This is a genomic window from Enterobacter sp. JBIWA008, from assembly GCF_019968765.1.
Classification (GTDB): domain Bacteria; phylum Pseudomonadota; class Gammaproteobacteria; order Enterobacterales; family Enterobacteriaceae; genus Enterobacter.
This window is the reverse complement of the sequence record NZ_CP074149.1, coordinates 2,174,184-2,192,443: the sequence shown is the minus strand read 5'-3', so window position 1 is coordinate 2,192,443 and position 18,260 is coordinate 2,174,184. Positions and strand designations below refer to the sequence as shown.

The window sequence follows — 18,260 nt, the reverse complement described above, 5'->3', positions numbered from 1 at the left end:
CAGGCGGTTTTTACCGCCTGGTTTCATTTTAGGGATAGTCGCAATGAAAAAATCGGTCGTAGCGGTTGGAGTGATTGTAGCGTTGGGCGTGGTCTGGACGGGAGCCTCCTGGTTTACCGGAAAACAGCTGGAAGGCCGTCTGGCTGAGATGGTGGCGCAGGCTAACGGCGAAATTAAGCGCAGCGCGCCGGAGGCAGGTCTTGAGCTGAGCTACCAGAATTATCATCGCGGCGTGTTTACCAGCCGTATGCAGCTGGTAGTGAAGCCGGTTGCCGGTGCTGAAAACGGCTGGCTGAAACCGGGCCAGAGCGTGGTGCTGGACGAGGTGGTGAGCCACGGTCCGCTGCCGCTGGCGCAGCTGAAGTCCTTTAACCTGATCCCGTCGATGGCGTCCGTTCATACCGTGCTGGTGAATAACGACGTCACCAAACCGCTGTTTGACCTGGCGAAGAATGAATCGCCTTTCGACATTAATACCCGAATTAGCTATGCCGGTGACACAAGTTCCGATATTGCCCTGAAAGCGCTGAACTACGAGAAAGAGAATGAGAAAGTCGCCTTCAGCGGCGGTCACTTCAAACTCGATGCTGACCGCGACGGAAATGTGTTCTCTCTGACGGGTGAAGCGGAAAGCGGCCTGGTCAATGCCGTGAACGAATATAACCAAAAGGTTCAGCTTACCTTCAGCAACCTGAAAGCAGACGGTAACAGCCGAATGACCGATTTCCAGGAACGTATCGGCGATCAAAAACTGTCTCTCGACAAGGTTGCCATTGCGGTTGAAGGAAAAGAGATGGCCGTGCTGGAAGGCATGGACGTCAACGGCAAATCCGACGTTTCCAAAGACGGTAAGAGCATCAACACGCAGCTGGATTACACGCTGAAGAGCCTGAAGGTGCAGAATCAGGACCTGGGCACCGGCAAACTGTCGCTGAAGATCGGCAATATCGACGGCCAGGCATGGCACGAGTTTAGCCAGAAATACAGCAAAGAGAGCCAGGCGCTGCTGACCGATGCCGCGCTGCAGCAGAACCCTGAAGTGTACCAGCAGCAGGCGATGGCGGTACTGTTCAACAACCTGCCTGTCCTGCTGAAAGGCGAGCCGGTGGTAACCGTTGCGCCGCTGAGCTGGAAAAACAGCAAAGGCGAAACCAGCTTTAATCTGTCTCTGTTCCTGAAAGATCCGGCAACCGCAACGGGTGAACCGCAGACGCTGGCGCAGGAAGTGGATCGCAGCGTGAAGTCGCTCGACAGCAAGCTGACCATCCCGATGGATATGGCGACCGAGTTTATGACCCAGATTGCGAAGCTGGAAGGCTACGGCGATGAAGACGCCGGCAAGCTGGCGAACCAGCAGGTGAAAGGTCTGGCGGCAATGGGCCAGATGTTCCGCATCACCAAAGTGGACAACAACACGATTTCCACCAGCCTGCAGTATGCCAACGGCCAGGTAACGCTCAACGGCGACAAGATGCCGCTGGAAGACTTCGTCGGCATGTTTGGTATGCCGACGCTGGGGATGCCGGAACCGGCTGAACCGGCAGCGCCAGCCGCTCCCGCGGCACCGCAGCAGTAAACGTCAAAACCCCTCGCATGAGGGGTTTTTTATTGCCGGGCGATGTGCAGCGGAGATTACTTCACCGTCACCAGCCGCGCCGACACAATCTGGTGCCCGGCCTGCACATCCATATTGTCTATGCGCTGCATGATCCTGTCCGCCAGCGTGTAGCCCATCTCCCGCGCTGGGGTGGTAGCCCAGACGATCGGCAGATCGTCGAGCGCATTTTCACCAACGTCAGCGAACGCCCCGAGCGCTACCTGATGGCCGAAGAAAGTTTCCACCCCGCCCTCGCCGCTCTGACGCCCGGCGCGGATCAGGCCAAACCAGGCGCCCATGGCAATCACGTCGTTGTAGCAAATCACGGCGCTGATCGTCGGACTGCTTCGCAGCAGCGCACCTATCGCTTCCGCCGCTTTCTTCTGGCTGGATTCACACTCCACGACCCATTCGCTGTGGAACGGCAGACCGTATTTAATCAGCGTCGCGCAGTAGCCTCCTACCCGCTCGGCGCGGGTCAGAGACGAGCTTTTCCCACCCAGCCAGGCAATACGCTGATGCCCGCGACGAATAAGATGCTCGGTCAGCATTTGCGCAGCCTGCATGTTATCCGGGCGCAGCGTATCGGCCTCGTCCAGGTAGCTGGCGCGCGAAGCAAATACCAGCGGCACGCCTTTTTCGGCGGCGCGCTCGCACAGCTCGCTGCCCACGCCCGACGCCCCGGCGACGATAACCCCGTCCACGCCCTGGTTCAGCAGCATATCTAGACGGGAGAGAAGCTGATCGGCCTCGCGCCCGCCGTGCAGCAAAAAGACCATTCGCCCCTGCGCTTCAAGCGCTTCAGTTAACCCTGCGGTCAGCTCCGCATAGAAAGGTGACGTCAGGTCGCGAACAATCAGGCCAATCACGCCGCTTTGCCCGCCGCGCAGCGCCGACGCCTGACGGTTACGCACAAAGCCCAGCTGTTCAACCGCCTCGTTCACCCGCTGACCGGTCGCAGGTGAGATGCGCCCTTTTCCGCTTAGCACCAGAGAAACTGTGCTGACGGAAACGCCCGCCGCCAGCGCGACATCGTTGATGGTGATTTTTTTCGCTACAGCCATGTGTCGGCGTGACTCCCTGAAATGAGATCGGTAAAACGTTTTATCAATACGTTATCTTTATACTACCAGTCAAAGCCTGAGAATGTGATTTAGCGCGCACTAAACTTTGATAAAACGTTTTATCTTCTCGCAGCATTGAAGCAGACAAACTGATTTTAACAATAAAGGAGTCGTTTTATGACGGCGAAAGCAGCACAAAAAATATCGCTGTGGGAATTTTTCCAGCAACTGGGTAAAACCTTTATGCTGCCCGTGGCACTCCTCTCGTTCTGCGGGATCATGCTTGGGATCGGCAGCTCGCTGAGCAGTAAAGACGTCATCACGCTGATCCCGTTCCTCGGTACCCCGGTGCTGCAGGCGATCTTCATCTGGATGAGTAAAGTTGGCTCCTTTGCGTTTAGCTTCCTGCCCGTGATGTTCTGTATCGCTATCCCGCTGGGCCTGGCGCGCGAAAACAAAGGCGTCGCGGCGTTTGCCGGCTTTGTGGGTTACGCCGTGATGAACCTGGCGGTTAACTTCTGGCTGACCGCGAAAGGCATTTTGCCGACCACCGACGCTGCCGTGCTGAAAGCCAACAACATTCAGAGCGTGATTGGTATCCAGTCTATTGATACCGGGATCCTCGGCGCGGTGATCGCCGGGGTCATTATCTGGATGCTGCACGAGCGCTTCCATAATATCCGGCTGCCGGATGCCCTGGCCTTCTTCGGCGGTACCCGCTTCGTGCCGATTGTTACCCTGGTGGTCATGGGCCTGTTCGGTTTAATCATCCCGCTAATCTGGCCGGTCTTTGCGATGGGCATCAACGGCATTGGCCGCATCATCAACGGCGCGGGAGATTTTGGTCCGATGATCTTCGGCACCGGCGAGCGTCTGCTGCTGCCGTTTGGCCTGCAGCATATCCTGGTGGCTCTGATTCGCTTCACCGAAGCGGGCGGCACCATGGAGGTGTGCGGTCACGATGTGAGCGGTGCGCTGACCATCTTCCAGGCGCAGCTGAGCTGCCCGACTACCCACGGCTTCTCGGAAAGCGCCACCCGCTTCCTGTCCCAGGGTAAAATGCCTGCCTTCCTCGGCGGCCTGCCGGGTGCCGCGCTGGCGATGTACCACTGCGCGCGCCCGGAAAACCGTCATAAAATTAAAGGCCTGCTGATTTCCGGCGTGATTGCCTGCGTCGTGGGCGGTACGACCGAGCCAATCGAATTCCTGTTCCTGTTCGTCGCACCGGTGCTGTACCTCATCCACGCCGTGCTGACCGGTCTGGGCTTTACCGTGATGGCAGTGCTCGGCGTGACCATCGGCAACACCGACGGCAACGTGATCGACTTCGTGGTGTTCGGGATCCTGCACGGTTTGTCCACCAAGTGGTACCTGGTGCCGGTCGTGGCGGCTATCTGGTTTGCGGTTTACTACGGCATCTTCCGCTTCGCCATCACCCGCTTTAATCTCAAAACGCCTGGCCGCGATACCGATACGGCGAGCAGCGTTGAACAGGCGGTTGCCGGGACCGTGGGCAAATCCGGCTATAACACCCCTGCCATTCTGGCGGCGCTGGGCGGCGCGGATAACATCACCTCGCTGGATAACTGCATTACCCGCCTGCGTCTGTCGGTGGCGGATATGTCAAAAGTGGATACCAACGCCCTGAAAGCCAACCGGGCCATCGGCGTGGTACAGTTAAATCAGCACAATTTGCAGGTGGTTATCGGCCCGCAGGTACAGTCGGTGAAGGATGAGCTGGCAACCCTGATGCGAACAGTTGAAGCCTGATGCCTCAGCCCCCTCTCATGAGGGGGTTTTACTTTAAGGACTCACGTCATGTTTGATTTTTCTACCGTCGTGGATCGACACGGCACCTGGTGTACGCAGTGGGACTACGTCGCCGACCGCTTTGGTGCGGCCGATCTGCTGCCCTTCACCATATCTGATATGGATTTCGCCACCGCGCCCTGCATTACCGACGCGCTTCATCAGCGCATTAATCACGGAGTGTTGGGCTACAGCCGCTGGAAGAACGATGAGTTTCTCGCCGCCGTCGCGCACTGGTTCCAGCAGCGCTTTAACAGCCAGATTGATACGGAATCCGTCGTTTATGGTCCTTCCGTTATCTACATGGTGTCAGAGTTGATTCGTCTCTGGTCAAACCCCGGCGACGGCGTAGTGGTTCACACCCCGGCATACGACGCGTTTTACAAAGCTATTGAAGGGAATGCGCGTCATGTGGTGCCCGTGGAGATGGAAAAGCATGCCGCAGGCTGGCAGGGAAATATGGCTGCGTTAGAAGCGGCACTCGCGAAACCTGAAAACAAAATTTTGCTGCTGTGCAGCCCGCAAAACCCGACCGGCAAGGTCTGGACGCGGGAGGAATTGACGCAGATGGCGGGGCTGTGCGCACGCTATGACGTGGCGGTGATCAGCGATGAAATACATATGGATATGGTGTGGAGTGAGCATCGCCACACGCCGTGGAACGAGGTGGCGCGCGGCAAATGGGCGCTTCTCACCTCCGGCTCGAAAAGCTTTAATATTCCGGCGCTGACGGGCGCTTACGGCCTGATTGGCGATGAAGAGAGCCGTAACGGTTACCTCAGCGCGCTAAAAGGTCGGGACGGACTCTCTTCCCCTTCCGTTCTGGCGCTGACGGCGCATATCGCCGCCTATCAGCAGGGAGCGCCGTGGCTGGATGCCCTGCGGGGGTATCTGGAAGAGAATTTGTTGTATATCGCGCAGGAAGTAAACCGCGCTTTTCCGAAACTGAACTGGCAGCCGCCCGAAGCGACCTACCTGGCCTGGATTGACCTGCGCCCGCTGAACATTGACGATCGGGCGCTGCAAAAAGTGCTGATCGAACAGCAAAAAGTCGCCATTATGCCGGGATATACCTACGGCAAAGAGGGAAACGGCTTTGTTCGCCTGAACGCAGGCTCTCCGCGCAGCAAGCTGGAACAAGGCGTTCAACGCCTCATCGCCGGGATTAACGCACTCCTGTAATCAATTTGCGCAACGGAATATTCCCTTGCGCAAATAGCTTTTTACCCCGTTTTGTTTTTATAATATGGCGCACTTTAACCAGAAAAGAGTGCGACCATGATTGATACACGCCTGCCTTTAACTGATATTCATCGTCACCTTGACGGTAACATTCGTGCCCAAACCATCCTCGATCTTGGCCGCCAGTTCAATTTAACGCTTCCTGCGCAGACGCTTGAATCGCTGATCCCTCACGTTCAGGTGACCTCTAATGAGCCGGACCTGGTCAGCTTCCTGAGTAAACTCGACTGGGGCGTGAAGATGCTGGCCTCGCTGGATGCCTGCCGCCGCGTGGCGTTTGAGAACATTGAAGATGCGGCCCGTAACGGCCTGCATTACGTCGAGCTGCGCTTCTCGCCGGGCTACATGGCGATGACCCACAGCCTGCCCGTTGCAGGCGTGGTGGAAGCCGTCATTGAAGGGGTGCGCGAAGGGTGCAAAACCTTCGATGTTCAGGCCCGCCTGATTGGCATCATGAGCCGTACCTTCGGCGAAGCCGCCTGCCTGCAGGAGCTGGAAGCGCTGCTGGCCCATCGCGATGCCATCACCGCTGTCGATCTCGCCGGTGACGAGCTTGGCTTCCCGGGCAGTCTGTTTCTCTCCCACTTCAACCGCGCGCGCGATGCCGGCTGGCACATTACCGTGCATGCGGGTGAAGCAGCTGGCCCGGAAAGCATCTGGCAGGCCATCCGCGAGCTGGGCGCCGAGCGTATCGGTCACGGCGTGAAGGCGGTAGAAGATCGCGCCCTGATGGATTTCCTGGCGGAGCAGCGTATCGGAATTGAGTCGTGCCTGACGTCTAACATTCAGACCAGCACCGTCGCAACGCTGGCGCATCATCCGCTGAAAACGTTCCTCGAGCACGGCGTGCTGGCCTCACTGAACACTGACGATCCGGCGGTACAGGGCGTGGATATCATCCACGAATACAACATCGCCGCACCGCAGGCGGGTCTGAGCCGCGAGCAGATCCGTCAGGCGCAGATCAACGGGCTGGAGATCGCCTTCCTGACGCCTGCTGAGAAGCAGGCGCTGCGGGATAAGGTGGCAACCGCGTAAACCCTTTTGCCGGGTGGCGCTGCGCTTACCCGGCCTACAACAACGTCAAAAACTTATGCCAGACAGAGCGTGGCGCGATGTTTGGCAGATTCAATACCCAGCTCAATCAGCTCCATAATCTGAATCGCCTGGCTGGCCGGAACCGGATTTTCGCCCGTGCCGTTCAAAGCATCGCGGATAGCTGCATAATAGGCAGGATAGTTACCCGGGATCGTCAGCAAGGTCTCCTCGACCAGTTCCTCGCCTTCCACCCGCGTGACGACGCCGTCGCGCATGTCATAGCCCCAGTCTTCCTGCGGCAGACGCTCACCGCTTTTCAGCCGGTCCTCCTGCGGATCGAGGCCAAACTTCACGTAGCTCCCGCGCGTGCCGTGAATAATATAGCGGGCCGATTCCGCGGCCGCGACCATCGTGCCGTGAAGCACAATCCGTCGCTGCGGGTAGCTGAGCACCGCGTGGAAGTAATCGGTCGTCTGCGCCCCGGGCCTGAGCTGGGCCAGATCGACAGTCATGCTCACCGGCAGACCAAAAAGATTGACGGCCTGATCCAGCAGATGCGGGGCTAAATCGTACCAGATACCGCTGCCCGGACCGGCCTGCTCGCGCCAGCGGTTTCGTATCTGCGGGCGGAACCGGTCAAAGTGCGACTCAAAAAAGAGGATCTCCCCTAGAGTGCCTTCACCGAGAAGCCGTTTTACCGTCAGAAAATCGCTGTCCCAGCGGCGGTTATGGAAAACCGACAGCAGCCTGCCCAGACTCTTTGCCAGCGCATCCAGTTCGCGAGCCTGAGACAGCGTGACGGTAAAGGGCTTATCGACAACCACGTGCTTACCGGCTTCAAGCGCGGCCTTTGCCAGCGGAAAGTGGGTGTCGTTCGGCGTGGGTATAACGATTAAATCAATATTCGGATCGTTGAAAAGGTGTTTAGGTTCAGAGACAACCGGCACGGAGGGCCAGTCGGCATGGACTTTAGCGGCATCGCTGCTGGATACCGCCGCCAGCGCCATCCCCGGCGTCCCGGCTATCAGAGGCGCATGAAACGTTTTGCTCGCATACCCGTAACCTATAAGCCCAACGCGGAAATTATCACTCATAGTGCCATCCTCTTATATGACGTTCTTATTTCACACTGGCTAGCCTGGTATTACCACAGATTAATAATGTTCCATATGACTTAAAATAGCAGGTTATACGGGGTGTTTTTGTTACATAGTATTAACCTACTGATTTTGTTTAAGGGAACCGTTCCCAAAGCGCTTGCCGTCGGGGAATCGTCGCTGTAACATCTGCGACCTGTATTTATGGATAAAGTACAACTACGAATCATGACGTCAATTATTAATCGAATCATTGAATTAGCGGGATGGATTGTCCTTGGGGTTTCGGTCATTTTGCTGGGCGTTGCCAGCCATATCGATAACTACCAGCCGCCGGAGCCTGTCACGGTCGCCCAACCTAAGTAACCGGTTACTGCAATAAAGAGTGACATAATATGTCAGTTACGTATTGCCAGCCCTGGTGAACACGGTTAACCTTCTCTTCCAGGCATCGTCTGATGCCTGAATTTCAGCAAAGAAAACTCCTAATTTCGTCGCATTACCTGAGTGTGCTGTTTACGTCTTTATTAATCCGTTTATTATTCGAACGAATTACCTTAACTGGTATTACTCACTTTTATATGGAAACTTATTAATATGACAGTTCAGGACTATTTATTAAAATTTCGCAAGATCAATTCGCTTGAGAGCCTGGAAAAACTGTTTGACCATCTGAACTACACCCTGTCTGATAATCAGGACATCATTAATATGTATCGCGCCGCTGACCATCGCCGTGCGGAGCTGGTTTCCGGTGGTCGTTTGTTCAACGTGGGTGAAGTGCCTAAGTCCGTATGGCGTTACGTTTTATAAGAAAGTAGCCATCCGCGCGAAATGTTATATACTCTCCGCCCTGCAAACTGGCTGTACAACATTTCGCGCAGATTATGGGAGAGTTCATGACCGCAACGCCTGGAGATCGCATTGGAGGCTGGTTAATCGCCCCACTGGCATGGCTGCTGGTTGCATTATTAAGCGCATCACTTGCGCTGCTGCTGTATACCACCGCACTGATTACCCCTCACGCTATCCAGACCCTGATGTCGCAAAGCGTGCTGAATATTGCGATGTGGTTTGTGTCGTTCGTTTTCGCGATTGGAATGTGGTACTACACCCTGTGGCTGACCATTGCCTTCTTTAAGCGCCGCAAGAGTGTGCCTAAGCACTACATCATCTGGCTGCTGATTTCGGTTCTGCTGGCGGTTAAAGCGTTTGCTTTTTCGCCCGTATCAGACGCTCTGGCCGTTCGTCAGCTGCTTTTCCCGTTACTGGCCGCCGCGCTGCTGGTCCCCTATTTCAAGCGTTCGACGCGGGTAAAAAACACCTTCGTGAACCCGTAATAACCCTACAGATAACCTGTTGTCGCCTGCGTGAGTTTGTCCGATAATAGGCGGCTTTTTTATTTCAGGCTAAATAATGACCGATTACTTACTGCTCTTTGTCGGCACCGTGCTGGTTAACAACTTCGTTCTGGTGAAGTTCCTTGGTCTGTGTCCGTTTATGGGTGTGTCCAAAAAGCTGGAAACGGCGATGGGCATGGGGCTGGCAACGACCTTCGTGATGACGCTAGCGTCCATCTGCGCGTGGTTGATTGATACCTGGATCCTTATCCCGCTGGGCTTAATCTATCTTCGTACGCTGGCTTTTATTCTGGTCATTGCGGTTGTTGTGCAATTTACTGAAATGGTGGTGCGTAAAACCAGCCCGGCCCTCTATCGCCTGCTGGGTATATTCCTGCCGCTGATCACCACCAACTGCGCCGTTCTCGGCGTTGCGCTGCTTAACATCAACCTTGGCCATAACTTTATGCAGTCGGCGCTGTACGGTTTTTCCGCCGCCGTCGGTTTCTCACTTGTTATGGTCCTGTTCGCCTCGATTCGCGAGCGTCTGGCGGCAGCGGATATCCCTGCGCCCTTCCGCGGTAACGCGATTGCGCTGGTGACCGCGGGTTTAATGTCTCTGGCCTTTATGGGCTTTAGTGGTCTGGTGAAGTTGTAATGAATGCTATCTGGATTGCCATCGCCTCTATCAGCGTCCTGGGGTTGGTGTTTGGCCTTATCCTGGGTTGCGCCTCCCGCCGTTTCGCGGTAGAGGACGATCCTGTCGTTGAAAAAATTGATGAGCTTTTGCCGCAAAGCCAGTGCGGGCAGTGCGGCTACCCGGGCTGCCGTCCCTACGCTGAAGCGGTAGGGATTCAGGGTGAAAAAATTAACCGCTGCGCCCCCGGCGGCGAAGCGGTGATGCTGAAAATTGCGGCCCTGCTTAACGTTGATCCGCAGCCCGTGGATGGCGATGCGGAGGTGCAGGAACCGGTCCGTGCCCTGGCCGTGATCGACGAGGCCAACTGCATCGGCTGCACCAAATGTATTCAGGCCTGCCCGGTTGACGCCATTGTTGGCGCCACCCGCGCCATGCACACCGTTGTGGCGGATCTGTGCACCGGCTGTAACCTCTGCGTTGCCCCCTGCCCGACGCAATGTATTGAGCTGCGCCCGGTTGAAACGACTACCGAAAGCTGGAAGTGGGATCTTCAAACCATTCCGGTTCGCATCATTCCTGTGGAACAACATGCTTAAGTTATTTTCTGCTTTCAGAAAAGAGAAGATTTGGGACTTTGACGGCGGTATCCATCCGCCAGAGATGAAAACCCAGTCCAACGGCACGCCGCTGCGTCAAATTCCGCTGGCGACGCGTTACGTCATGCCCCTCAAGCAGCATATTGGCGCTGAGGGCGAGCTGTGCGTGAAAGAAGGCGATACGGTTCTCCGCGGTCAGCCGCTGACCTTTGGCCGTGGACGTATGCTGCCGATACACGCCCCCACCTCCGGTAAAGTGGTGGCGATTGCCCCTCATACGGTGGCTCATCCGTCCGCGCTGTCAGAGCTGAGCGTGATTATTGAAGCCGACGGCGAAGACCGCTGGATCGACCGTGACGGCTGGAGCGACTACCGCTCCCGCAGCCGCGAAGCGCTTATCGAAAGAATTCATCAGTTCGGCGTTGCAGGTCTGGGTGGCGCGGGCTTCCCGACCGGCGTCAAGCTGCGCGGCGGCGGCGATAACATTCAGACGCTGATTATCAATGCCGCCGAGTGCGAGCCGTATATCACCGCAGACGATCGTCTGATGCAGGATTGCGCCGCTCAGGTGGTGGAAGGCATCCGCATCCTGGCGCACATTCTGCAGCCGCGGGAAGTGCTGATTGGGATTGAATACAATAAACCACAGGCTATCTCGATGCTGCGCGCCGTGCTGGCGGGCAGTCACGATATTAGCCTGCGCGTTATCCCGACCAAGTACCCTTCTGGCGGCGCAAAACAGCTGACGCAAATTCTCACCGGGAAGCAGGTCCCGCACGGCGGACGCTCTTCGGATATCGGCGTGCTGATGCAAAACGTCGGTACCGCCTATGCGGTGAAACGCGCGGTGATTGACGGTGAGCCGTTGACCGAACGCGTAGTGACGCTGACCGGCGAGTCGGTTTCCCGACCGGGCAACGTCTGGGCGCGCCTGGGTACGCCGGTGCGCCATCTGCTGGAACAGGCTGAATTTTGCCCGGCCAGCGACCAGATGGTGATCATGGGTGGCCCGTTGATGGGCTTTACCCTGCCATGGCTGGACGTTCCGGTAGTCAAAATCACTAACTGTTTGCTCGCCCCTTCCCCAACCGAAATGGGTGAAGAGCAGGAAGAGAAAGGCTGTATTCGCTGCAGCGCCTGTGCCGACGCCTGCCCGGCGGATCTGCTTCCGCAGCAGCTGTACTGGTATAGCAAAGGCCAGCTGCACGATAAGGCAAAAGCCCATAACCTGGCCGACTGCATTGAATGCGGTGCCTGCGCCTGGGTTTGCCCAAGCAACATTCCGCTGGTGCAATACTTCCGTCAGGAGAAGGCCGAGATTTATGCCATCTCCATGGAAGAAAAACGCGCTGCGGAAGCCAAGGCACGCTTCGAAGCGCGTCAGGCGCGACTGGAGCGCGAAAAAATCGCCCGTCAGGAACGCCATAAGCAGGCCGCCGTTCAGCCTGCCGGGAAAGATCAGGAAGCGATCAACGCCGCACTGGCCCGCGTTCGCGAGAAAAAAGCGACCGCGGCACAGCCTGTGGTGATCCCAGCGGGTGAGAAACCTGATAACAGCGAAGCGATTGCCGCGCGTGAAGCGCGTAAGGCCGCAGCGCGCGCCCGTCAGGCTGAAAAGGCGCAAACGGTCCAGGCAGATGCTGAGATCGATCCGCGCAAAGCCGCCGTTGAAGCGGCAATAGCCCGGGCCAAAGCCCGCAAAGCCGGTGAGCAGCAGGTAGTCGTCGAGCAGGATGCGGTCGATCCACGCAAAGCGGCCGTCGAAGCGGCGATTGCCCGTGCCAAAGCGCGCAAAGCAGCGCAGCAGGCTCCTGCGGTAGAACCTGAAGCACCGGTCGATCCGCGCAAAGCCGCCGTCGAAGCGGCAATTGCACGCGCCAAAGCCCGTAAGGCAGCGCAGCAGGAAGAACAGCCGCAGGTCGCCAACGATGACCCGCGCAAGGCCGCCGTCGCCGCCGCCATTGCGCGCGTTCAGGCGAAGAAAGCCGCACAGCAAGCAGTTAACGAGGATTAAATGGTTTTCAGAATCGCAAGCTCCCCTTACACCCACAATCAGCGCCAGACATCGCGCATCATGATGCTGGTCTGCCTGGCCGCGCTGCCGGGCATTGCCGTTCAGTGCTGGTTTTTCGGCTGGGGAACCCTGTTCCAGATAATCCTGGGCTGCGCCAGCGCCGTCGCGGCGGAAGCCCTTGTGCTTAAGCTGCGCAAGGCGGCTGTCTCCCGCATTCTTGCCGACAACTCCGCGCTGCTGACCGGCCTGCTGCTGGCCATCAGTATCCCGCCGTTCGCCCCGTGGTGGATGGTGGTCCTTGGTACCGTGTTTGCCGTGATCATTGCCAAACAGCTGTACGGTGGGCTCGGCCATAACCCGTTTAACCCGGCGATGATTGGCTACGTGGTGCTGCTGATCTCCTTCCCGGTGCAGATGACCAGCTGGCTGCCACCGCACGAGATTGCAGCTACGGTTCCGGGCTTTATGGATGCGCTGCACGTTATCTTTACCGGACAGACGGCGCTCGGTGCGGATATGAACGCGCTGCGTATGGGCGTGGACGGCATCAGCCAGGCCACGCCTCTCGATACCTTTAAAACGTCCCTGCACGCCGGGCACAGCGTTGAGCAGATCATGAAATCCGCGATCTACAGCGGCATGCTGGCGGGCGCAGGCTGGCAGTGGGTCAACCTGGCGTATCTGCTGGGCGGCCTGTTCCTGCTGCAGCAGAAAGCCATTCGCTGGCATATTCCGGTCAGCTTCCTCGTGACGCTGGCGGTTTGCGCGACGCTGGGATGGGTCTTCTCTCCTGAATCCCTGGCCAGCCCGCAGATGCATTTGCTCTCCGGTGCGACCATGTTAGGTGCCTTCTTTATCCTGACGGATCCGGTTACGGCGTCAACGACTAACCGCGGCCGCCTGATCTTCGGCGCGCTGGCAGGCCTACTGGTATGGCTCATCCGCAGCTTTGGCGGTTACCCGGACGGCGTTGCGTTTGCCGTCCTGCTCGCCAACATTACCGTTCCGCTCATCGACTACTACACGCGTCCGCGCGTGTACGGCCATCGCTAAGGGTTTCGCCATGTTAAAAACGATGCAAAAACACGGCGTCACGCTGGCTGTCTTCGCCGCGGTCCTGACCGGGCTGACGGCCCTGGTTAACTCGTTAACCAAAACGACCATCGAAGAACAGGCCTCTAAGCAGCAAAAGGCGCTCTTCGATCAGGTGATCCCGTCAGATTTCTACGATAATGACCTGCAAAAAAGCTGCTTTGTGGTAGACGCGCCGCAGCTTGGGAAAGGCACGCACCGTGTCTTTATCGCCCGCAAAGGGGATAAACCGGTAGGCGCAGTGATGGAAGCGACGGCGCCCGACGGCTATTCCGGCGCCATTCAGCTGCTTGTCGGCAGCGATTTCACCGGCACGATACTGGGCACACGCGTGACGGAACACCATGAGACGCCGGGTCTTGGCGATAAAATTGAAACCCGGCTGAGCGACTGGATTTTGCACTTCGCCGGTAAAGTTATCCATGGCGAAGGTGACACCGCGTTTGCGGTGAAGAAAGACGGCGGCGAGTTCGACCAGTTCACCGGCGCGACCATCACGCCGCGCGCCGTAGTGAACGCCGTAAAACGAGCCGGGCTGTATGCTGAAACGCTGCCCGCGCAAATCAACAATCTTCCGGCCTGTGGGGAGTAATCATGAGCCAGGTTAAAGAGGTTATCGTCCAGGGGTTGTGGAAGAACAACTCCGCGCTGGTACAGCTTCTCGGGATGTGTCCACTGCTGGCGGTAACGTCCACCGCCACCAACGCGCTCGGTCTGGGTCTGGCAACCACGCTGGTGCTCACCCTGACCAACCTCTCCATCTCTGCCCTGCGCCGCTGGACGCCGTCGGAAATTCGTATTCCGATTTACGTCATGATCATTGCGTCTGTTGTTAGCGTCGTACAAATGCTCATCAACGCCTACGCGTTCGGCCTGTACCAGTCGCTCGGGATCTTTATTCCCCTTATCGTCACCAACTGTATCGTGGTCGGGCGTGCGGAAGCCTTCGCGGTGAAAAACAGCCCTGCCATGTCGGCGCTGGATGGTTTTTCCATTGGCATGGGCGCCACGTGCGCCATGTTCGTGCTGGGATCCCTGCGTGAAATCCTCGGCAACGGCACGCTGTTTGACGGCGCAGATGCGCTGCTGGGCGGCTGGGCCAAAGCGCTGCGCGTTGAAGTGTTCCACACCGATACGCCATTCCTGCTGGCGATGCTGCCCCCTGGCGCGTTTATTGGCCTTGGCATGATGCTGGCGATAAAATACCTGATTGATGAGAAACGTAAGCGCCGCGCGGCTGAGCGCAGCGTTCTGGAAGGGACACCCGAGAAGGCATCATGAATAAAGAAAAGCGCATTGCGATCCTGACCCGTCTGCGGGACGAGAACCCGCACCCGACGACGGAGCTGAATTTTACCTCCCCGTTTGAGCTGCTGATCGCGGTGTTGCTCTCTGCACAGGCTACCGACGTGAGCGTCAATAAAGCCACTGCCCTGCTCTATCCGGTCGCCAATACGCCGAAAGCCATGCTGGAGCTGGGCGTGGAAGGCGTGAAGTCGTATATCAAAACCATCGGCCTGTTTAACAGTAAAGCCGAAAATGTCATTAAGACCTGCCGGATCCTGCTGGAACAGCACGGAGGCGAAGTACCGGAGGACCGCGCCGCGCTGGAGGCCTTACCGGGCGTGGGGCGTAAAACCGCGAACGTGGTGCTCAACACCGCGTTTGGCTGGCCGACCATCGCCGTGGATACGCATATTTTCCGCGTGTCTAACCGGACTAACTTTGCGCCGGGGAAAAACGTCGAGCAGGTCGAAGAGAAGCTGCTGAAAGTAGTTCCGGCAGAATTTAAGGTTGATTGCCACCACTGGCTGATTCTGCACGGCCGTTATACCTGTATTGCCCGTAAGCCTCGCTGTGGCTCCTGTATTATTGAAGATCTCTGCGAATACAAAGAAAAAGTGTATCCCTGATCGACGCAATCCCATACCAAAAGAAGGGCTACCAGATGCTCTTCTTTTGCCCGTTATTTGTCCGTCTTTCATTTCCCTTGACCTGTCACTTGTTCTGTTGTTTAACGCTCAAACAGGTTAATACTTTATTCATAGCCAAAAATTTCTATACATCTGTGATCGCGATCACCCTGATAACTTCATGTTGAATTTTTGTTGTCAAAATCCGCCTAAACCCTTTGTCTGACAAGTTACTCCCCTTCCATTGCCGAAGATAAGACCAGCTATTTTTCAGAATATGGGCCATATCACTGCACTAAGCGCCAAATAGCAGAACATATCGCCAAAAGCCGGTCAGGGAGGGTTATTGCCAGTCGAAAAAACTACCTTTAATCATCGTATGAAATTTAACGCTGAATAACATTTATATGAACCGACGATTATACCACTGCAGTTATATGTAACAGATTATTACAAACGTATTGCCAGACGCGGCAGGATAGTGAACATTACCCGCCGTTTCTCCTCCCAATATAACTATAAGGCGTATGGACTACGGCCATCACGCTATGAACACCCCCGTTAATATGGGATGTAAAAAAAGAGGTATATGTGTCGACTGCAAACAATAAACCAACAGATGAAAGCGTGAGTCTTAACGCTTTTAAACAGCCTAAAGCGTTCTATCTCATCTTCTCTATCGAGTTATGGGAGCGTTTTGGTTATTACGGCCTGCAAGGGATTATGGCGGTTTACCTGGTGAAACAGCTGGGTATGTCCGAAGCCGATTCCATCACCCTGTTCTCTTCCTTCAGTGCTCTGGTGTACGGTCTGGTCGCTATTGGCGGCTGGCTGGGCGATAAAGTTCTCGGGACTAAACGCGTCATCATGTTGGGCGCCATTGTCCTGGCTATTGGCTATGGTCTGGTTGCATGGTCAGGGCATGATGCCGCTGTCGTGTATATGGGTATGGCGACGATTGCAGTCGGTAACGGTCTGTTCAAAGCGAACCCGTCCTCCCTGCTCTCTACCTGTTATAACAAAGACGATCCGCGCCTGGACGGTGCATTTACCATGTACTACATGTCCATCAACATCGGTTCGTTCTTCTCGATGCTGGCAACCCCATGGCTTGCGGCGAAATTCGGCTGGAGCGTGGCGTTTGCACTGAGCTTCGTGGGTATGCTGATCACCGTGGTGAACTTCCTGTTCTGCCGCAGCTGGGTTAAAGACTACGGTTCAAAACCTGACTTCGAGCCTGTGCATATGGGCAAACTGCTGGCCACCATCGTGGGTGTTGTTGTCCTCGCGGCAATCGCCACCTGGCTGCTGCACAACCAGGGTATCGCACGTGCCGTTCTGGGCGTGGTTGCGCTGGGCATCGTGGTCATCTTTGCGAAGGAAGCGTTCGCCATGCAGGGTGCTGCCCGTCGCAAGATGATTGTGGCGTTCATTCTGATGCTGGAAGCGATTATCTTCTTCGTGCTGTACAGCCAGATGCCAACCTCACTGAATTTCTTCGCCATTCGTAACGTTGAGCACTCAATTCTGGGCATCGCGTTCGAGCCGGAACAGTATCAGGCGTTGAACCCGTTCTGGATCATGATTGGTAGCCCGATTCTGGCCGCTATCTATAACAAGATGGGTGACCGTCTGCCAATGCCGCACAAGTTCGCCATCGGTATGGTGCTGTGTTCCGGCGCGTTCCTGGTGCTGCCGCTGGGTACCAAATTTGCCACCGACGCAGGTATCGTGTCCGTTAACTGGCTGATCCTGAGCTACGCGCTGCAGTCTATCGGCGAACTGATGATCTCCGGTCTGGGTCTGGCGATGGTTGCACAGCTGGTGCCGCAGCGTCTGATGGGCTTCATTATGGGTAGCTGGTTCCTGACCACTGCCGGTGCGGCAATCATTGCGGGTAAAATTGCGAACCTGATGGCTGTGCCTGAAAACGTCACTGACCCACTGGTCTCCCTGAACGTCTACGGTACCGTGTTCATGCAGATTGGTATCGCGACAGCAGTGATCGCGGTACTGATGCTGCTGACCGCGCCGAAACTGAATCGTATGACTCAGGACGACGATAAAACCGCTAAAGCGACCAACACCGCTACCGCGTAAGATTATTGAGAAACGACTGAACAGAAGCCGCTAATGCATTAGCGGCTTTTTTTTTGTCCGTTGGCGCACTAACATAGCTGAAACCTCAGCAAAAAGGAGTTACCGATGAAACTGTTCTACAAACCGGGCGCGTGCTCTCTTGCTTCCCATATCACCCTGCGCGAGAGCGGCAAAGATTTCACGCTGGATGGCGTTGATCTGATGAAAAAGCGTCTGGAAAATGGCGATGATTTTCTTGCCATTAACCCCAAGGGACAAGTTCCGGCGCTCTTGCTGGATGACGGTACTCTGCTGACCGAAGGCGTCGCAATTATGCAGTTCCTGGCCGATAGCGTACCCGATCGCCAGCTGCTGGCACCGGTTAGTACCATTTCTCGCTATAAGACGCTGGAATGGCTGAACTATATTGCGACCGAACTGCACAAAGGATTTACGCCGCTGTTCCGCCCGGATACGCCAGAGGAGTTCAAACCGACCCTGCGTGCGCTTCTTGAGAAAAAGCTGCAGTACGTTAACGAATCGCTGAAAGACGATCAGTGGATTGGCGGGTCGCGCTTCACGATTGCCGATGCGTATCTGTTTACCGTGCTGCGCTGGGCGCGCGCGGTTAAGCTGAATCTGGAAGGGTTAGACCATATCGCATCGTATATGAAACGCGTGGCAGAGCGTCCTGCAGTGGCTGCGGCGCTGAAAGCGGAAGGGTTGAACTAACCGAGCG

General features: G+C 56.4%; 18 protein-coding genes. 16 read left to right on the top strand and 2 right to left on the bottom strand.

Annotation, left to right across the window (positions count from 1 at the left end):
- Positions 1–43: 43 nt before the first annotated feature.
- Positions 44–1,576 (top strand): YdgA family protein, encoded by a 1,533-nt coding sequence (locus KGP24_RS10725; RefSeq protein WP_223563289.1) that lies wholly within the window; start codon positions 44–46, stop codon positions 1,574–1,576.
- Between the two features lie 56 nt (positions 1,577–1,632).
- Here KGP24_RS10725 and KGP24_RS10720 read toward each other — a convergent pair whose 3' ends face one another.
- Positions 1,633–2,661 (bottom strand): Mal regulon transcriptional regulator MalI, encoded by a 1,029-nt coding sequence (locus KGP24_RS10720; RefSeq protein ID WP_223563288.1) that lies wholly within the window; start codon positions 2,659–2,661, stop codon positions 1,633–1,635.
- A 177-nt stretch (positions 2,662–2,838) separates the two neighbouring features.
- Here KGP24_RS10720 and malX point away from each other — a divergent pair, with 177 nt between their 5' ends.
- The 3 genes from malX (at position 2,839) to add (ending at position 6,750) form a co-directional block, all read left to right on the top strand.
- Positions 2,839–4,431 (top strand): maltose/glucose-specific PTS transporter subunit IIBC, encoded by a 1,593-nt coding sequence (malX, locus tag KGP24_RS10715; protein WP_029740306.1) that lies wholly within the window; start codon positions 2,839–2,841, stop codon positions 4,429–4,431.
- A 48-nt stretch (positions 4,432–4,479) separates the two neighbouring features.
- Positions 4,480–5,652 carry a MalY/PatB family protein gene (locus KGP24_RS10710; RefSeq protein ID WP_223563287.1) on the top strand — a complete coding sequence of 391 codons (1,173 nt, stop codon included), beginning with the start codon at positions 4,480–4,482 and terminating at the stop codon, positions 5,650–5,652.
- Positions 5,653–5,748: 96 nt separating this feature from the next.
- Complete coding sequence (add, locus tag KGP24_RS10705; RefSeq protein WP_223563286.1) at positions 5,749–6,750, top strand: adenosine deaminase; 1,002 nt, start codon at positions 5,749–5,751, stop codon at positions 6,748–6,750.
- A 53-nt stretch (positions 6,751–6,803) separates the two neighbouring features.
- On the opposite strand, the gene KGP24_RS10700 is transcribed toward add, so the two are convergent.
- Entirely contained in the window at positions 6,804–7,844 is a 1,041-nt protein-coding gene (locus KGP24_RS10700; protein WP_223563285.1) for an oxidoreductase, read from the bottom strand.
- Between the two features lie 243 nt (positions 7,845–8,087).
- Here KGP24_RS10700 and blr point away from each other — a divergent pair, with 243 nt between their 5' ends.
- The 12 genes from blr (at position 8,088) to gstA (ending at position 18,253) form a co-directional block, all read left to right on the top strand.
- Positions 8,088–8,213: a division septum protein Blr gene (blr, locus tag KGP24_RS10695; protein ID WP_168112406.1), complete on the top strand. Its 126-nt coding sequence runs from the start codon at positions 8,088–8,090 to the stop codon at positions 8,211–8,213.
- A gap of 231 nt (positions 8,214–8,444) precedes the next feature.
- Positions 8,445–8,660, top strand: coding sequence for a transcription modulator YdgT (gene ydgT / locus KGP24_RS10690; RefSeq protein ID WP_013096896.1), 216 nt, complete (start codon positions 8,445–8,447; stop codon positions 8,658–8,660).
- Positions 8,661–8,746: 86 nt separating this feature from the next.
- Positions 8,747–9,187: a DUF2569 domain-containing protein gene (locus KGP24_RS10685; protein ID WP_029740310.1), complete on the top strand. Its 441-nt coding sequence runs from the start codon at positions 8,747–8,749 to the stop codon at positions 9,185–9,187.
- A gap of 76 nt (positions 9,188–9,263) precedes the next feature.
- Positions 9,264–9,845 (top strand): electron transport complex subunit RsxA, encoded by a 582-nt coding sequence (gene rsxA, locus KGP24_RS10680; RefSeq protein WP_032657707.1) that lies wholly within the window; start codon positions 9,264–9,266, stop codon positions 9,843–9,845.
- Complete coding sequence (gene rsxB, locus KGP24_RS10675; protein ID WP_223563284.1) at positions 9,845–10,423, top strand: electron transport complex subunit RsxB; 579 nt, start codon at positions 9,845–9,847, stop codon at positions 10,421–10,423. The genes rsxA and rsxB overlap by 1 nt, the downstream gene beginning before the upstream one ends.
- Complete coding sequence (gene rsxC, locus KGP24_RS10670; RefSeq protein WP_223563283.1) at positions 10,416–12,437, top strand: electron transport complex subunit RsxC; 2,022 nt, start codon at positions 10,416–10,418, stop codon at positions 12,435–12,437. Before rsxB ends, rsxC begins: the two co-directional genes overlap by 8 nt.
- A complete protein-coding gene (gene rsxD / locus KGP24_RS10665) occupies positions 12,438–13,490 on the top strand; it encodes an electron transport complex subunit RsxD (RefSeq protein WP_223563282.1) in 1,053 nt (350 codons plus the stop codon).
- Between the two features lie 10 nt (positions 13,491–13,500).
- Positions 13,501–14,121, top strand: coding sequence for an electron transport complex subunit RsxG (gene rsxG, locus KGP24_RS10660; protein ID WP_223563281.1), 621 nt, complete (start codon positions 13,501–13,503; stop codon positions 14,119–14,121).
- Between the two features lie 2 nt (positions 14,122–14,123).
- On the top strand, positions 14,124–14,810 hold the full coding sequence (locus KGP24_RS10655) for an electron transport complex subunit E (RefSeq protein ID WP_023311374.1): 687 nt from the start codon (positions 14,124–14,126) through the stop codon (positions 14,808–14,810).
- On the top strand, positions 14,807–15,442 hold the full coding sequence (nth, locus tag KGP24_RS10650; protein ID WP_008500570.1) for an endonuclease III: 636 nt from the start codon (positions 14,807–14,809) through the stop codon (positions 15,440–15,442). Before KGP24_RS10655 ends, nth begins: the two co-directional genes overlap by 4 nt.
- A 591-nt stretch (positions 15,443–16,033) precedes the next feature.
- On the top strand, positions 16,034–17,542 hold the full coding sequence (gene dtpA, locus KGP24_RS10645) for a dipeptide/tripeptide permease DtpA (protein ID WP_223563280.1): 1,509 nt from the start codon (positions 16,034–16,036) through the stop codon (positions 17,540–17,542).
- Between the two features lie 105 nt (positions 17,543–17,647).
- Complete coding sequence (gstA, locus tag KGP24_RS10640) at positions 17,648–18,253, top strand: glutathione transferase GstA (protein WP_223563279.1); 606 nt, start codon at positions 17,648–17,650, stop codon at positions 18,251–18,253.
- The last annotated feature ends 7 nt before the right edge of the window (positions 18,254–18,260 follow it).

Excerpts from the sequence above, each read along its gene's own strand:
- KGP24_RS10655 (WP_023311374.1), top strand. The coding sequence starts at position 14,124 with ATGAGCCAGGTTAAAGAGGTTATCGTCCAGGGGTTGTGGAAGAACAAC.
- KGP24_RS10685 (WP_029740310.1), top strand. The coding sequence starts at position 8,747 with ATGACCGCAACGCCTGGAGATCGCATTGGAGGCTGGTTAATCGCCCCA.
- rsxG (WP_223563281.1), top strand. The coding sequence starts at position 13,501 with ATGTTAAAAACGATGCAAAAACACGGCGTCACGCTGGCTGTCTTCGCC.
- KGP24_RS10700 (WP_223563285.1), bottom strand. The coding sequence starts at position 7,844 with ATGAGTGATAATTTCCGCGTTGGGCTTATAGGTTACGGGTATGCGAGC.
- gstA (WP_223563279.1), top strand. The coding sequence starts at position 17,648 with ATGAAACTGTTCTACAAACCGGGCGCGTGCTCTCTTGCTTCCCATATC.
- malX (WP_029740306.1), top strand. The coding sequence starts at position 2,839 with ATGACGGCGAAAGCAGCACAAAAAATATCGCTGTGGGAATTTTTCCAG.
- ydgT (WP_013096896.1), top strand. The coding sequence starts at position 8,445 with ATGACAGTTCAGGACTATTTATTAAAATTTCGCAAGATCAATTCGCTT.
- KGP24_RS10725 (WP_223563289.1), top strand. The coding sequence starts at position 44 with ATGAAAAAATCGGTCGTAGCGGTTGGAGTGATTGTAGCGTTGGGCGTG.
- KGP24_RS10710 (WP_223563287.1), top strand. The coding sequence starts at position 4,480 with ATGTTTGATTTTTCTACCGTCGTGGATCGACACGGCACCTGGTGTACG.
- rsxB (WP_223563284.1), top strand. The coding sequence starts at position 9,845 with ATGAATGCTATCTGGATTGCCATCGCCTCTATCAGCGTCCTGGGGTTG.
- rsxD (WP_223563282.1), top strand. The coding sequence starts at position 12,438 with ATGGTTTTCAGAATCGCAAGCTCCCCTTACACCCACAATCAGCGCCAG.
- rsxA (WP_032657707.1), top strand. The coding sequence starts at position 9,264 with ATGACCGATTACTTACTGCTCTTTGTCGGCACCGTGCTGGTTAACAAC.
- rsxC (WP_223563283.1), top strand. The coding sequence starts at position 10,416 with ATGCTTAAGTTATTTTCTGCTTTCAGAAAAGAGAAGATTTGGGACTTT.
- nth (WP_008500570.1), top strand. The coding sequence starts at position 14,807 with ATGAATAAAGAAAAGCGCATTGCGATCCTGACCCGTCTGCGGGACGAG.
- add (WP_223563286.1), top strand. The coding sequence starts at position 5,749 with ATGATTGATACACGCCTGCCTTTAACTGATATTCATCGTCACCTTGAC.
- KGP24_RS10720 (WP_223563288.1), bottom strand. The coding sequence starts at position 2,661 with ATGGCTGTAGCGAAAAAAATCACCATCAACGATGTCGCGCTGGCGGCG.